The following is a 14,506-nucleotide window of genomic DNA, read 5'->3' as shown; positions in this document are numbered from 1 at the left end:
CGTGGCTCTTCCGCCCCTTACCCCTGAACAGCGCGCAGCCGCGCTCGAAAAGGCCGCCGCGGCTCGCCGGGAGCGGGCCGAGGTCAAGAATCGACTCAAGCACTCCGGCGCCTCCCTTCACGAGGTCATCAAGCAGGGCCAGGAGAACGACGTCATCGGCAAGATGAAGGTCTCCGCCCTCCTCGAGTCGCTGCCGGGCGTGGGCAAGGTCCGCGCCAAGCAGATCATGGAACGACTCGGCATCTCCGAGAGCCGCCGCGTGCGTGGCCTCGGTTCCAACCAGATCGCCTCCCTGGAGCGCGAGTTCGGCAGCACCGGCTCCTGAACCGGGCAGTCCGGCCAAGCGCGTCCCAGGCACTCCGCGATTGCTGGATAATCGCTGCATGGCTGCAACACCCCGGGGGACGTCCCCCGTACCCCCGGACGTACGTCCGCGGCTGACCGTGCTCTCCGGCCCCTCCGGGGTCGGCAAGAGCACGGTCGTCGCTCATATGCGCAAGGAACACCCCGAGGTCTGGCTCTCCGTGTCGGCCACGACCCGCAAGCCCCGCCCCGGCGAGCAGCACGGAGTCCACTACTTCTTCGTCTCCGACGACGAGATGGACAAGCTGATCGCCAACGGGGAACTGCTGGAGTGGGCCGAGTTCGCCGGCAACCGCTACGGCACGCCGCGCGCGGCCGTGCAGGAGCGTCTGGAGAACGGCGAGCCCGTCCTCCTCGAGATCGACCTGCAGGGCGCCCGACTGGTCCGCGAGTCGATGCCCGAGGCCCAGCTGGTGTTCCTGGCTCCCCCCTCCTGGGAGGAGCTCGTGCGCAGACTCACGGGGCGGGGCACCGAACCGCCCGAGGTGATCGAGCGCCGGCTCGACGCGGCGAAGATCGAACTCGCGGCGGAGCCGGAGTTCGACACCACCCTGGTCAACACCTCCGTCGAGGACGTGGCGCGCGAGCTGCTAGCCTTGATGGACGTCGTGTGACCATCGCTGATCGTCACGGTCGGCCGATCACCCCGACAGAATCTTTCCCATCCATCGGAAGGTAGAGCGTGTCCTCTTCCATCTCCGCGCCCGAGGGCATCATCAACCCGCCGATCGACGAGCTCCTCGAGGCCACCGACTCGAAGTACAGCCTCGTGATCTACGCGGCCAAGCGTGCCCGCCAGATCAACGCGTACTACTCGCAGCTCGGTGAGGGTCTCCTCGAGTACGTCGGTCCTCTCGTCGACACCCACGTCCACGAGAAGCCGCTCTCGATCGCCCTCCGCGAGATCAACGCGGGGCTCCTGACGTCCGAGGCCGTCGAGGGCCCGGCGCAGTAAGCAGGGTTTACAGCTTCACGCTGACTTGTCCACAGGCCCGGCAGGCCGACTGCCGGGCCTGTGGTGTGTCATGGAGTCGTACGGTGTGCCGGTTGCCGAGGTCCGGGGAGAGACGTGGACAAGCCGAAGGTCGTTCTGGGGGTCAGCGGTGGCATCGCCGCGTACAAGGCCTGTGAGCTGCTGCGGCGGCTGACGGAGTCGGGCCACGACGTGCGCGTGGTGCCCACCGCCTCCGCGCTGCACTTCGTCGGCGCCGCCACTTGGTCCGCGCTCTCCGGCCACCCGGTCTCCACCGAGGTCTGGGACGACGTGCACGAGGTCCCGCACGTGCGCATCGGCCAGCACGCCGACCTGGTCGTCGTCGCCCCCGCCACCGCCGACATGCTCGCCAAGGCGGCCCACGGCCTCGCCGACGACCTCCTCACCAACACGCTGCTCACCGCCCGATGTCCGGTGGTCTTCGCGCCCGCCATGCACACGGAGATGTGGGAGCACCCGGCCACCCAGGAGAACGTGGCGACGCTGCGCCGCCGCGGCGCCCTCGTTATCGAGCCGGCCGTGGGCCGCCTCACGGGCGTCGACACCGGCAAGGGCCGGCTGCCCGACCCGGGCGAGATCTTCGAGGTCTGCCGCCGCGTGCTGGCCAGGGGCGTCACCGAGCCCGACCTCACGGGCCGGCACGTCGTCGTCAGCGCCGGTGGCACCCGCGAGCCCCTGGACCCCGTCCGGTTCCTCGGCAACCGCTCCTCCGGCAAGCAGGGCTACGCCCTCGCCCGCACCGCCGCCGCCCGCGGCGCCCGCGTCACGCTGATCGCGGCCAACAGCACCCTGCCCGCCCCGGCCGGCGTCGACGTCGTCCCGGTCGGCACCGCCGTGCAACTGCGCGAGGCCGTGCTGCGCGCCGCCCCCGACGCCGACGCCGTGGTGATGGCGGCCGCGGTGGCGGACTTCCGCCCCGCGGCGTACGCGGCCGGGAAGATCAAGAAGAAGGACGGGCAGGAGCCGGAGCCGATCACCCTGGTGCGCAATCCGGACGTCCTCGCGGAGATATCCGCGGACCGGGCCCGCGCCGGACAGGTGATCGTCGGCTTCGCCGCCGAGACGGACGACGTCCTCGCCAACGGCCGCGCCAAGCTCAAGCGCAAGGGCTGCGACCTGCTGGTCGTGAACGAGGTGGGCGAGCGCAAGACCTTCGGCTCCGAGGAGAACGAGGCGGTCGTGCTCGGCGCCGACGGCAGCGAGACCGCCGTGGCGCACGGGCCCAAGGAAGCCCTGGCCGAGACCGTCTGGGACCTGGTGGCCGAGCGCCTGCGCTGAGGCCCGAGCGCCCCCGGCCCGCTCGAAAACGGGTCGACCCGGGCGTGGCGCCTCTGGCCAACGTCGCTCGCCATTGGGCAGAATGCCCGTGCCGCAGGTCACAGCACTCCCGAGTGGCGAGACAGGGGGACCGTGGCCGAAGCGTGACCCGTAAACTGTTCCACGGACGGCGCCGGGTGCAGCCCCCGCCGTCCGCCAATGATCAGCCAGCAGCCGCTGCAACCTCAGGGAGCGTTGTGTCCCGTCGCCTTTTCACCTCGGAGTCCGTGACCGAGGGTCACCCCGACAAGATCGCTGACCAGATCAGCGACACCATTCTCGACGCGCTCCTGCGCGAGGACCCGTCCTCGCGGGTCGCCGTCGAGACCCTGATCACGACCGGCCTGGTGCACGTGGCCGGCGAGGTCACGACCAAGACGTACGCGGACATCGCGACGCTGGTCCGGAACAAGATCCTCGAGATCGGCTACGACTCCTCCAAGAAGGGCTTCGACGGCGCGTCCTGCGGCGTGTCCGTGTCCATCGGCGCGCAGTCCCCGGACATCGCCCAGGGCGTGGACACGGCCTACGAGAAGCGCGTCGAGGGCGACGAGGACGAGCTCGACAAGCAGGGCGCCGGCGACCAGGGGCTGATGTTCGGCTACGCGACGGACGAGACGCCCACGCTGATGCCGCTGCCGATCTTCCTGGCCCACCGCCTGTCGAAGCGGCTGTCCGACGTGCGCAAGAACGGCACCATCCCCTACCTGCGCCCGGACGGCAAGACCCAGGTCACCATCGAGTACGACGGTGACAAGGCGGTCCGTCTGGACACCGTCGTGGTCTCCTCGCAGCACGCCTCCGACATCGACCTGGACTCGCTGCTGGCTCCGGACATCAAGGAGTTCGTGGTCGAGCCCGAGCTGAAGGCCCTCCTCGACGACGGCATCAAGCTCGACACGGAGAACTACCGGCTCCTGGTCAACCCCACCGGCCGCTTCGAGATCGGCGGCCCGATGGGTGACGCCGGCCTGACCGGCCGCAAGATCATCATCGACACCTACGGCGGCATGGCCCGCCACGGCGGCGGTGCGTTCTCCGGCAAGGACCCGTCCAAGGTCGACCGCTCCGCGGCGTACGCGATGCGCTGGGTCGCGAAGAACGTGGTCGCCGCGGGTCTCGCCACCCGCTGCGAGGTCCAGGTCGCGTACGCGATCGGCAAGGCCGAGCCGGTGGGTCTGTTCGTCGAGACCTTCGGCACCGCCAAGGTCGACACGGACCGGATCGAGAAGGCGATCGACGAGGTCTTCGACCTCCGCCCGGCCGCCATCATCCGCGACCTCGACCTGCTCCGCCCGATCTACTCCCAGACCGCGGCGTACGGCCACTTCGGCCGCGAGCTCCCCGACTTCACCTGGGAGCGCACGGACCGCGTGGACGCGCTGCGCAAGGCGGCGGGGGTGTAGTTCCCGGTTCCACGGCGTCGTGACGAGGCCCGGCCCCCTTCGGGGAGCCGGGCCTCGTCGTGCCGCCCGGGGTCCCGTTTCCTCCGCACCTGTCGTCTTCCTCCACACCTGTCGTCTCCTCTGAGCGGGCAAAACGGTTCGCGGGCAGCGACGGGCGGTCCCTACGCTGAGCGCGTGCCGGGGCGCCCGGTGCGAAGGCGACGGATACTTCTGGCTCACAGGAGCCTCGCGGGTTCGAATCCCGCCGCCGGCCGGGCCGTGCCCGGCGGCGTGGCCGAGTGGTCCAAGGCGGGTGAACGCCGTCGCCACCGGGGAACTCGGGCGCTGCCGGTTGTCAGTGGCGTTTGGTAAGAATGCAAGCGTGAGCAGCGAGAACGAACAGGCGGGGCGGGGTGCACAGGGTGCTCCGCCCGAGCAGCTCGCGCTCATCCGGGACAGTGTGCGCAAGGCCGCCACGCCCCGGGCCAAGCCGCGGACCTGGCGCGGGGCCGCGCTCGCCAAGGAGCTGCCCGTCGCGCGGGTCCTCGTCGACAAGGGCGTGCTCCACCTAGACCGGTACTTCGACTACGCCGTGCCCGAGGAGCTGGACGCGGACGCCCAGCCGGGGGTGCGGGTGCGGGTCCGGTTCGGGGCCGGGCGGCATCGCGTGCGTGAAGGGCGGCGCGAGGGCGGCGGGCTGATCGACGGGTACCTCGTCGAGCGGCTGCCCGAGTCCGACTACTCCGGGCCGCTGGCCGCCCTGGCCCAGGTCGTGTCGCCCGAGCGGGTGCTCAGCGGGGAACTGCTGGGGCTGGCCCGGGCGGTCGCCGACCGGTACGCCGGCAGTCTCGCCGACGTCCTGCAGCTCGCCGTCCCGCCGCGCAACGCCCGCGCCGAGCAGCGGTCCTCACCCGACCCGCTGCCCCCGCCCCCGGCGCCCCACGCGGGCTCCTGGCAGCGGTACGAGCGGGGTACGGCCTTCCTGGAGTCCCTGGCCGCCGGCGAGGCGCCCCGGGCCGTGTGGAACGCGTTGCCCGGGCCGCAGTGGAGCGAGGAGCTGGCGCGGGCCGTCGCCGCGACGCTGGCCTCCGGGCGCGGGGCGCTCGCCGTCCTGCCCGACGGGCGGGCGGTCGCCCGGGTCGACGCCGCTCTGACCTCCTTGCTGGGGGAGGGGCGGCACGCGGTGCTCACCGCCGACGCCGGCCCCGAGAAGCGGTACGCGCAGTGGCTCGCGGTGCGGCGCGGATCCGTGCGGGCCGTGATCGGGACCAGAGCCGCCATGTTCGCGCCGGTCCAGGACCTCGGTCTGGTCGCCCTCTGGGACGACGGCGACGACAGCCACAGCGAACAGCACGCCCCGCACCCGCACGCCCGCGAGGTGCTCCTGCTGCGCGCCGCCCAGGACAAGTGCGGCTTCCTGCTGGGGAGCTGGGGCTGCACGGTGGAGGCCGCGCAGCTCGTCGAGAGCGGCTGGGCGCGGCCGCTCGTCGCCGGGCGGGAGCAGGTGCGCCAAGCGGCCCCGCTCGTACGGACCGTCGGGGACCAGGACCTCGCCCGGGACGAGGCCGCCCGGGCCGCCCGGCTGCCGACCCTCGCCTGGCAGGCCGTCAGGGACGGTCTGCGGACCGGCCCGGTGCTGGTGCAGGTGCCCCGCAGGGGATACGTGCCGCGCATGGCCTGTGCCGACTGCCGGGCACCCGCGCGCTGCCGGCACTGCTCCGGGCCGCTGGAGGCGCCGGACGGCGGTGCCCTGAACTGCGGGTGGTGCGGGCGCGAGGAGAGCCGCTGGCACTGCCCGGCCTGCGGGTCCTTCCGGCTGCGCGCCTCGGTCGTCGGGGCCCGGCGGACCGCCGAGGAACTGGGCCGGGCCTTCCCCGCCGTCCCCGTGCGCACCTCGGGGCGCGAGCACGTGCTCGACACGGTGCCGGAGGCGCCCGCGCTGGTGGTGAGCACGCCGGGGGCCGAACCGGTCGCCGAGGGCGGGTACGCGGCGGCGCTGCTGCTGGACGGGTGGGCCATGCTCGGGCGGCCCGACCTGCGGGCCGGGGAGGACGCGCTGCGGCGGTGGATCGCGGCCGCGTCCCTCGTGCGGCCCCAGTCGGCCGGGGGCACCGTGGTGGTCGTGGCCGAGCCGACGCTGCGGCCCGTGCAGGCGCTCGTCCGCTGGGATCCCGTCGGGCACGCGGTGCGCGAACTCGCCGAGCGGGCCGAACTGGGCTTTCCGCCGGTGTCGCGGATGGCGGCCGTGTCGGGGCCGCCGGAGGCGCTGGCTGACTTCCTCCGGGCGGCCGAACTGCCGCCCGAGGCGGAGGTGTTGGGGCCGGTGCCGTTGCCCGTGTCTGCCGCCGGGCGACCGCGGCGCACGGGGGCGCCACCGCCCGGGGAGCAATGGGAGAGGGCCCTGCTGCGGGTGCCGCCTGGCAGGGGCGCCGCGCTGGCGGCCGCACTCAAGGCCGCGCAGGCCGCGCGGATGGCCCGGGGGAGCGGCGGGGGAGCCGGTACCGGTGCCGGGGCTGGGGTCTGGGTGCGGATCGACCCGGCCGACATCGGGTGAGCGGACGGCGGAGTGGCCCGTTTCTCCAAGGGTGTCTTCCCGGTCCCGAGGCGTGCCTCGGGAGACTGTCTCCGGCCCCGGGGTGTGCTCATGGCGTCCTGTGCCGTGCTGGGCGACGTCGGGTCGGCCGTCCTGAACGGAGGGGGCCCGTCCGGCCGGATTCCGGCCCGGTACGCGGCTGCCCTCCCGGAGATGTTCCGAGAGGGCGGAGCAGGGGGTCGTCAGCCGTTGCGCGGGCCCGGGAAGGCCGTCGGCCTGGCCTCGTCGCGGAGGGAGGGGCTGCCGGCCGTCGGCTGCGTGGGCATGGAGCGGGCCGCGGGGACCGTCGGCACCGTGGGCAGGCCGGTGGTCACGTTGACCGAGCGGCCGCCCGTCGGCTCCGGCGTGCGCTCCGGCTCGGGCGCGGCCGTCTGGGCCGTGTTCCGGCGGGCGCCGTAACGGCGGTGGACCGCCTGTTTGGTGACCCCGAGTGCGGAACCCACCGCGTCCCACGAGAAGCCGAGTGAGCGGTCGAAGTCCACGGCCGCCGTGACCAGGGTCTCGACGCTGTCCCGCAGCTCCTGGGCGAGACGTACCGTCGGGGCGGGAGCGCGTCCGTAGACGACGAAGCCCGTGGAGGGACCGGAGCGGCGCGGGCGGTAGACGTTGCCCAACTGGGCGGTGAGGGTGCGCAGTGCGTCCACCTGCCGGCGGACCCGCTCGATGTCCCGCACCAGCAAGTGCAGGCTGGCCCGAGCCTGGGCGTCGTGGGTTGCATGGTCGGCCATGAACAAGCCTCTCGAACCGGCGTTGAAAGGAATGGGCCGCGTCGCGGCCCGTTGTGGTCAACTCTGTCTTGACAACGCGGATCCGCTCCGCGGGTCACGGTGTGGGGGCGCGGGAGCGTATGCGTGCGCCCGTTTGCGCCGGGTGTGCGCCTTCCGTCGTCGATCTTTGGTTCTTCGGCCTTCCGCCCGCGTACCGCCCGTGACTGTCCGTCAGGAGACGGGCTCTCCCGTGGGGCCGGGCGCCGTCCGCGGCTTTCCCTCTCCCGGCTCATAGACTTGGGCGTTGCCCGTCACCGTCCCCGCCCGAGAGGCCCCCACCACCCCATGAAGCTCGTCTTCGCCGGTACACCCGAGGTCGCCGTTCCCGCTCTGGACGCTCTGCTCGCCTCCGGGCGGCACGAGGTGGCCGCCGTCGTCACGCGGCCCGACGCCCCGGCCGGGCGGGGACGCCGGCTCGTCGCGTCGCCCGTCGCCGAGCGGGCGGAGGAGGCCGGGATCGAGGTGCTGAAGCCCGCGAAGCCGAAGGACCCCGAGTTCCTGGAGCGGCTGCGGGAGATCGGGCCGGACTGCTGCCCCGTCGTCGCCTACGGCGCGCTGCTGCCCCGGGTGGCCCTCGACATCCCCGCGCACGGCTGGGTCAACCTGCACTTCTCCCTGCTGCCGGCCTGGCGCGGTGCCGCGCCCGTGCAGCACGCCATCATGGCCGGCGACGAGATCACCGGGGCGTCCACCTTCCTGATCGAGGAGGGGCTCGACTCGGGCCCGGTGTACGGGACGGTGACCGAGGAGATCCGGGCGACCGACACCAGCGGGGACCTGCTGACGCGGCTCGCCTTCGCCGGTGCCGGGCTGCTCGTGGCGACCATGGACGGCATCGAGGACGGCACCCTGAAGGCCGTACCGCAGCCGGCCGACGGGATCAGCCTCGCCCCGAAGGTGAACGTCGAGGACGCGCACCTGGACTGGAACGCGCCCGCGCTGCGGGTCGACCGGATGGTGCGGGGCTGCACTCCGGCCCCCGGCGCCTGGACCACGTTCCGCGGTGAGCGGCTCAAGCTCATCCAGGTCGCCCCCGTGCCCGACCGGACGGACCTCGCCCCGGGGCAGATCGCCGCCGGGAAGAACAACGTGTACGCCGGCACCGGCTCGTACGCCGTCGAGCTGCTGTGGGTGCAGGCCCAGGGCAAGAAGCCGATGCGGGCGGCGGACTGGGCCCGCGGCGTACGGATCGGCGAGGGCGAGCAGCTCGGAGGCTGAAGCCATGCAGGACCCTGCACGTGGCCCCACCCGGTCCGGAAGGTGAAGCCGCGCAGGGCCCTGCCCGTGGTCTCGCCCAGTCCGGAAGCCGAAGCCGGGCAGGGCCTGTACGTGATCCAGCCCTGCTCGGAAGCCGTGAAGCCGTGAAGCCGGGCAGGCCAGGCCCCGCACCGGCTACGGCTTCCCCCGGCCTCTCCCTACGGCTTCCCCAGGCCTCTCCCCACGGCTTCCCCAGGCCTCTCCCTGCGGCTGCCCCCAGCCCTCCGCGTAGCCGCTCCCGGACGCACACCACTGCCGTCCCGGACGCCGCCCACTGCCGCTCCCCCCACCCACCCGGCGGCGTAGGCTGGACGGCGCACTTCTTCTCACCCCCGGAGCACCTTTTTCGTGAGCGAACAGCCCCGTCGAGCCCGCACGTCAGGCAAGCCCTACCGCCGGCCCAAGAAGGACCCCGTCCGCATCCTCGCCTTCGAGGCGCTGAGGGCCGTGGACGAGCGGGACGCCTACGCCAACCTCGTCCTGCCCCCGCTGTTGCGCAAGGCGCGGGAGAACGACGACTTCGACGCCCGGGACGCCGCCCTCGCCACCGAGCTGGTGTACGGCACGCTGCGGCGGCAGGGGACGTACGACGCGGTCCTGGCGTCCTGCGTGGACCGGCCGCTCGGGGAGGTCGACCCGCCGGTGCTGGACGTGCTGAGCCTCGGCGCGCACCAGTTGCTCGGCACACGGATCCCGACGCACGCGGCCGTGTCCGCCACCGTCGAGCTCGCCCGGGTCGTGCTCGGCGACGGACGGGCCAAGTTCGTCAACGCGGTGCTGCGCAAGGTCGCGCAGGACGACCTGGACGGCTGGCTGGAGCGGGTCGCGCCCGCGTACGACGAGGATCCCGAGGACCATCTCGCCGTCGTCCACTCGCATCCCCGGTGGGTGGTCTCCGCGCTGTGGGACTCCCTCGGCGGCGGGCGCGACGGCGTCGAGGAGCTGCTGCGCGCCGACAACGAGCGGCCCGAGGTGACGCTCGTGGCACGGCCCGGGCGGGCCACCGCAGAGGAACTGCTCGACGAGGACGCCGCCGTGCCGGGCCGTTGGTCGCCCTATGCCGTGCGGCTGAGCGAGGGCGGCGAGCCGGGCGCCATCGCGGCCGTGCGGGACGGACGCGCGGGCGTGCAGGACGAGGGCAGCCAGCTCGTGGCGATCGCCCTCGCCAACGCACCCCTGGACGGGCCCGACCGGCGCTGGCTGGACGGGTGCGCGGGGCCCGGCGGCAAGGCCGCGCTGCTCGGCGCGCTGGCTGCCGAACGGGGCGCCCTGCTCGTCGCCTCCGAGAAGCAGACCCACCGTGCCGGCCTCGTCGCGAAGGCGCTGGACGGCAACCCCGGGCCGTACCAGGTGATCGCCGCCGACGGGACGCGTCCGGCCTGGCGGCCGGGCAGCTTCGACCGGGTGCTGGTCGACGTGCCCTGCACCGGCCTCGGCGCGCTGCGCCGGCGCCCCGAGGCGCGCTGGCGGCGCCGCCCCGAGGACCTGGAGGGCTTCGCGCCGCTGCAGCGCGGGCTGCTGCGCACCGCCCTGGAGTCGGTGCGGGTCGGCGGTGTCGTGGGCTACGCGACCTGCTCGCCGCACCTCGCCGAGACCCGGGCCGTCGTCGCCGACGTGCTCAAGCAGCACCCGGACACCGACCTCGTCGACGCCCGGCCGCTGCTGCCCGGCGTACCCGACCTGGGCGAGGGGCCCGACGTACAGCTGTGGCCGCATCGGCACGGGACCGACGCGATGTACCTGGCGCTCATTCGCCGGACCGGCTGACCCCCGCTCCCACCGCCGCCCGGTCCGGCGCGCCGCCGTCGTGGCGCGCCAGCCGGTGCGGCCACCACACCTTCGGCCCGACGTCCAGGAACAGCGCCGTCACCAGGACCGAGCGGACGATGAAGGTGTCGATGAGGACGCCGAGGGCGACCGTGAAGCCGATCTCGGCGAAGGCGACCATCGGCAGCGTGCCGAGGGCGGCGAAGGTGCCGGCCAGGACCAGACCGGCGGAGGTGATGACGGCCCCGGTGGCGGCCAGGCCCGTGACCACGCCTTGTCTGGTGCCCTGGCGGGCCGCCTCCTCACGGATGCGGGTGGTCAGGAAGATGTTGTAGTCGATGCCCAGGGCGACCAGGAACACGAAGACGAACAGCGGGAAGTCGGTCGCCTCGCCCGCGTAGTCGAAGACGTACCGGAACGCGAGCGCGCTGATCCCCAGGGCCGCCGTGAACGACAGGATCACCGTCCCGATCAGCAGCAGCGGGGCGATCAGGGCGCGCAGCAGGCCGCACAGGATCAGCAGGACGACCACCAGCACCAGCGGGATGATCAGCAGGTTGTCGTGCGTGGTCGCCTCGTCCATGTCCAGCAGGGCCGCCGTGCCGCCGCCCACCTTGGCGTCGGCGTCCGGCACCGCGTGCACGGCGTCCCGCACCCTCTCGACCGTCTGTTTGGCGGCCTCGCTGTCCGCCGGGGCGGTCATGGTGGCCTCGAAGAGCACCTTCCCCTCGAAGGCCGGTCTGGTGCCGGGCGGCAGACCGAGGGACTGGGGGACCACGCCCGGCGTCCCGGCGACCGCGCGGCCCACCTGCACGGCCTGCGCCTGGTTGCTGACGATGATCAGGGGATCGCCGCTGCCCGCCGGGAAGTAGCGCGCCGACACCTCCTGGCCGGTGATCGAGTCCGGTTTCCCGGTGAACGCGTCCGCGTTGGAGATGCCCTCCGCGCGCAGCTGGATCAGACCCAGCGAACAGACCGCCAGCGCGAGTGCCGTCACCGCCCAGATCATCCGCGGCCGACGGGCGATACGGCGCCCCGTGCGTGCCCACACGCCGCGCTCGGTCGGGTCGGGCGTGCCGTAGCGGGGGACGACCGGCCAGAAGATCCAGCGGCCGAAGATCACCAGCAGGGCCGGGAACAGCGTCATCATCGCCACCAGCGCGACCGCGACACCGATCGCCGCCACCGGGCCCAGGCCGCTCGTGGAGTTCATCTCGGCGGCCAGCAGCACCAGCATGCTCAGCACGACCGTCGCGCCGGAGGCGATCACGGCCGGGCCGGCGCGGTGCAGGGCCAGGGCCATCGCCTCGTGCCGGTCCTCGTGCCGGCGCAGTTCCTCCCGGTAGCGGGCCACCAGCAGCAGGGCGTAGTCCGTCCCGGCTCCGAAGACCAGCACCGTGAGGATGCCGGCGCTCTGGCCGTTGACCGTCAGACCGCCGTGCTCGGCCAGCAGGTAGATCAGCGCCTGCGCGGTGAACAGGGCGCAGACCACCGCGACCAGGGGGACCACCAGGAGCGTCAGGCTGCGGTAGGTGATGAGCAGCATGACGATGACGACCGCCATCGCCGCGAACAGCAGGGTCGAGTCGATGCCCTCGAAGGCCTCGGCGAAGTCCGCGGACGTGCCGCCCGGGCCCGTGATGTGCACGGCCAACCCGTCGTCGCCCGTGCCCACGTCGTCTCGGATGGAGTCCACGGCCGGTGAGATCCGCTCCCAGCCCTCCTCGTCCATCAGGATCGGCACGAAGACCTGCGCCGCCCGCGGGTCGACCTGCCGGTCGAACACCGGGCCCCGCGTCTGCTCCCCGATGATGCCGTGGTCGCTCAGCTGCTTCAGCTGCCGGACGTCCTCGGCGATCTGCGCCCGGTCCTGCGCCGTCAGACCGCTCGCCCGCGCGTAGATCACCACCGCCGGGATCTGCTCCGGCCGGAAGTCCTCGGAGATCTGCAGCACCTGGGTGGACTCCGCGGACCCCGGCAGCCAGGACGCGGCGTCGTTGTCCTGCGCGTCGGTGAGCTTCATGGCGAGCGGCGCGGCGACGACCAGCACGGCCACCCAGAAGACCAGCACGAGCCACTTGGCCCGCCGGCCGCAGACCAGATGCGCGACGCCCTGCTTCATCCCGACCCCCTCGGCGAACACGTCCCGTGAGGGGCGCGGGGAACGGCGCGAGAAGCCGCATGAGCCCCGTAGCCAACAGACCACCTGGGTCCGATGCTCACAACCCCCACGGGGCATGGCAGTCTTAGGTCATGGCCGCGCAGATCAACCCCAGCATCCTGTCCGCAGACTTCGCCCGCCTCGCGGACGAGGCGAAGGCCGTGGAAGGAGCCGACTGGCTCCACGTCGACGTGATGGACAACCATTTCGTCCCGAACCTCACGCTCGGCGTGCCGGTCGTAGAGTCGCTGGCCCGTGCGACGGACACCCCGCTGGACTGCCACCTGATGATCGAGGCCCCCGATCGATGGGCGCCCCAGTACGTGGAAGCGGGGGCCGGTTCCGTCACCTTCCACGTCGAGGCCGCCGCCGCCCCGGTCCGGCTCGCCCGGGAGATCCGGGCCAAGGGCGCCCGCGCCTCCATGGCACTGAAGCCCGCGACCCCCATCGAGCCGTACGAGGACCTGCTCCCCGAGCTCGACATGCTGCTGATCATGACGGTCGAACCGGGCTTCGGGGGACAGGCCTTCCTCGACATCATGCTTCCGAAGATTCGCCGCACCCGCGAGTTGATCAGCAAGCACGGACTGGAGCTCTGGCTGCAGGTCGACGGCGGAGTTTCGGCGTCCACCATCGAGCAGTGCGCGGACGCCGGAGCCGACGTCTTCGTGGCCGGATCGGCGGTCTACGGGGCAAACGACCCGGCAGAGGCGGTACGTGCACTACGCACCCAGGCCGAGGCGGCGACGGCGAAGGCCACCTGGGCCTGCGACCACTGAGCCACAGCAAAGTGAACGGCTCTCATCAGGGCTGATCAACCGCGCCACATCTGCAAGGATGAACGGCGAATCCAGAGTGTGAACAGCAGTGAGGAGAACGCCGTGTCGGGTATGTCGGCGGGCCGGTCAGCCATGCGGATGGGACCCGCTGAGCTGGTGCAGGCGGCGGCCATGGCCCGCCGCTTCTACCTCGAGGGGAAGTCCAAGATCCAGATCGCGGAGGAGTTCGGCGTCAGCCGCTTCAAGGTGGCCCGGGTCCTGGAGACCGCCCTCGAACGGGATCTCGTACGGATCGAGATCCGCGTGCCCGCCGAACTGGACGCCGAGCGCTCGGACGCGCTCCGCGCCCGCTACGGCCTGCGGCACGCCGTCGTGGTCGAGTCCCCGGCCGAAGCCGAGGAGACGCCCGACCCCGAGAACCTGGGAGAGGTGGCCGCCGACCTGCTCGGCGAACTGGTCAACGAAGGAGATGTGCTCGGCCTGGCCTGGGGCCGCTCCACCATCCACATGGCGGCCGCGCTGGACCGGCTGCCCCCGTGCACGGTGGTGCAGCTGACGGGTGTCTACGACGCCGGGACGGCCGAACGCGGCTCGGTCGAGGCCGTACGCCGCGCCGCCCAGGTGTCCGGCGGCGACGCCCACCCCATCTACGCCCCGATGCTGCTGCCCGACGCGGCCACGGCCACGGCGCTGCGCAACCAGACGGGGATCGCCCGGGCCTTCGAGCACTTCGACAAGGTCACCGTCGCCTGCGTCTCCATCGGCTCCTGGGAGCCGGGCATCTCCACGGTGCACGACATGCTCAGCGACGAGGAACGCGCGCACTACGCCTCCCTCGGTGTCGCCGCCGAGATGTCCGCGCACCTCTTCGACGCCGAGGGGCGCCGGGTCGGCCGGGACCTGGGCGAGCGGTGCATCACCGTGAAGGCCGACCAGCTCCGCCGGATCCCCGAGGTTGTCGCGATCGCCGGCGGACAGCGCAAGGGGCCCGCGATCGACGCGGTGCTGCGCTCCGGGCTCGTCACCAGCCTGGTGACGGACACCTCGGCCGCCGACTACCTCATGACGGCCGGACCGACGCCCAAGTCCGCGCTCAACCGGGCCGACCCGGACGGAGTCTGAC

The 14,506-nt window shown here is 72.8% G+C and carries 12 protein-coding genes; 10 read left to right on the top strand and 2 right to left on the bottom strand.

The window, feature by feature from the left end; translation table 11 throughout:
• The first annotated feature begins 1 nt into the window (after position 1).
• From ACFZDI_RS32135 to ACFZDI_RS32110, 6 genes are all read left to right on the top strand, one after another.
• Positions 2-325 (top strand): integration host factor, encoded by a 324-nt coding sequence (locus ACFZDI_RS32135; protein WP_003977346.1) that lies wholly within the window; start codon positions 2-4, stop codon positions 323-325.
• Positions 326-383: 58 nt separating this feature from the next.
• On the top strand, positions 384-977 hold the full coding sequence (gmk, locus tag ACFZDI_RS32130) for a guanylate kinase (RefSeq protein WP_051814725.1): 594 nt from the start codon (positions 384-386) through the stop codon (positions 975-977).
• 68 nt (positions 978-1,045) lie between these two features.
• Positions 1,046-1,318 carry a DNA-directed RNA polymerase subunit omega gene (rpoZ, locus tag ACFZDI_RS32125; protein ID WP_003988945.1) on the top strand — a complete coding sequence of 91 codons (273 nt, stop codon included), beginning with the start codon at positions 1,046-1,048 and terminating at the stop codon, positions 1,316-1,318.
• Positions 1,319-1,432: 114 nt separating this feature from the next.
• A complete protein-coding gene (gene coaBC, locus ACFZDI_RS32120; RefSeq protein WP_234845097.1) occupies positions 1,433-2,635 on the top strand; it encodes a bifunctional phosphopantothenoylcysteine decarboxylase/phosphopantothenate--cysteine ligase CoaBC in 1,203 nt (400 codons plus the stop codon).
• Between the two features lie 236 nt (positions 2,636-2,871).
• Positions 2,872-4,080 (top strand): methionine adenosyltransferase, encoded by a 1,209-nt coding sequence (metK, locus tag ACFZDI_RS32115; protein ID WP_234845098.1) that lies wholly within the window; start codon positions 2,872-2,874, stop codon positions 4,078-4,080.
• Positions 4,081-4,441: 361 nt separating this feature from the next.
• Entirely contained in the window at positions 4,442-6,613 is a 2,172-nt protein-coding gene (locus ACFZDI_RS32110) for a primosomal protein N' (protein ID WP_391255410.1), read from the top strand.
• Positions 6,614-6,834: 221 nt separating this feature from the next.
• On the opposite strand, the gene ACFZDI_RS32105 is transcribed toward ACFZDI_RS32110, so the two are convergent.
• The gene (locus ACFZDI_RS32105; RefSeq protein ID WP_391255408.1) at positions 6,835-7,380 is read right to left on the bottom strand and encodes a hypothetical protein; all 546 of its coding nucleotides are present in this window, start codon (positions 7,378-7,380) and stop codon (positions 6,835-6,837) included.
• Between the two features lie 324 nt (positions 7,381-7,704).
• Here ACFZDI_RS32105 and fmt point away from each other — a divergent pair, with 324 nt between their 5' ends.
• Together fmt and ACFZDI_RS32095 are read left to right on the top strand one after the other, a co-directional pair.
• Positions 7,705-8,637 carry a methionyl-tRNA formyltransferase gene (gene fmt, locus ACFZDI_RS32100; protein ID WP_234845101.1) on the top strand — a complete coding sequence of 311 codons (933 nt, stop codon included), beginning with the start codon at positions 7,705-7,707 and terminating at the stop codon, positions 8,635-8,637.
• A gap of 387 nt (positions 8,638-9,024) precedes the next feature.
• The gene (locus ACFZDI_RS32095; RefSeq protein WP_234845102.1) at positions 9,025-10,443 is read left to right on the top strand and encodes an RsmB/NOP family class I SAM-dependent RNA methyltransferase; all 1,419 of its coding nucleotides are present in this window, start codon (positions 9,025-9,027) and stop codon (positions 10,441-10,443) included.
• On the opposite strand, the gene ACFZDI_RS32090 is transcribed toward ACFZDI_RS32095, so the two are convergent.
• Positions 10,424-12,565: an MMPL family transporter gene (locus ACFZDI_RS32090; RefSeq protein ID WP_391255404.1), complete on the bottom strand. Its 2,142-nt coding sequence runs from the start codon at positions 12,563-12,565 to the stop codon at positions 10,424-10,426. The two genes, ACFZDI_RS32095 and ACFZDI_RS32090, sit on opposite strands and share 20 nt — an antisense overlap.
• A 131-nt stretch (positions 12,566-12,696) precedes the next feature.
• Here ACFZDI_RS32090 and rpe point away from each other — a divergent pair, with 131 nt between their 5' ends.
• Both rpe and ACFZDI_RS32080 read left to right on the top strand, forming a co-directional pair.
• Entirely contained in the window at positions 12,697-13,383 is a 687-nt protein-coding gene (gene rpe / locus ACFZDI_RS32085) for a ribulose-phosphate 3-epimerase (RefSeq protein WP_361119396.1), read from the top strand.
• A 78-nt stretch (positions 13,384-13,461) separates the two neighbouring features.
• Positions 13,462-14,505, top strand: a complete 1,044-nt coding sequence (locus tag ACFZDI_RS32080) for a sugar-binding transcriptional regulator (RefSeq protein ID WP_234845105.1) — start codon at positions 13,462-13,464, stop codon at positions 14,503-14,505.
• The last annotated feature ends 1 nt before the right edge of the window (position 14,506 follow it).

Origin of the sequence: Streptomyces sp. NPDC007907 (assembly GCF_042959365.1) — a bacterium.
GTDB lineage: Bacteria > Actinomycetota > Actinomycetes > Streptomycetales > Streptomycetaceae > Streptomyces > Streptomyces indiaensis.
The sequence above is the reverse complement of the archived record's forward strand: the minus strand, read 5'-3'. Positions and strand labels throughout refer to the sequence as shown.

What these genes read in the sequence shown, in the direction of transcription:
- gmk (WP_051814725.1), top strand. Translation starts at nt 384, where the DNA reads ATGGCTGCAACACCCCGGGGGACGTCCCCCGTACCCCCGGACGTACGT.
- ACFZDI_RS32105 (WP_391255408.1), bottom strand. Translation starts at nt 7,380, where the DNA reads ATGGCCGACCATGCAACCCACGACGCCCAGGCTCGGGCCAGCCTGCAC.
- fmt (WP_234845101.1), top strand. Translation starts at nt 7,705, where the DNA reads ATGAAGCTCGTCTTCGCCGGTACACCCGAGGTCGCCGTTCCCGCTCTG.
- ACFZDI_RS32090 (WP_391255404.1), bottom strand. Translation starts at nt 12,565, where the DNA reads ATGAAGCAGGGCGTCGCGCATCTGGTCTGCGGCCGGCGGGCCAAGTGG.
- rpe (WP_361119396.1), top strand. Translation starts at nt 12,697, where the DNA reads ATGGCCGCGCAGATCAACCCCAGCATCCTGTCCGCAGACTTCGCCCGC.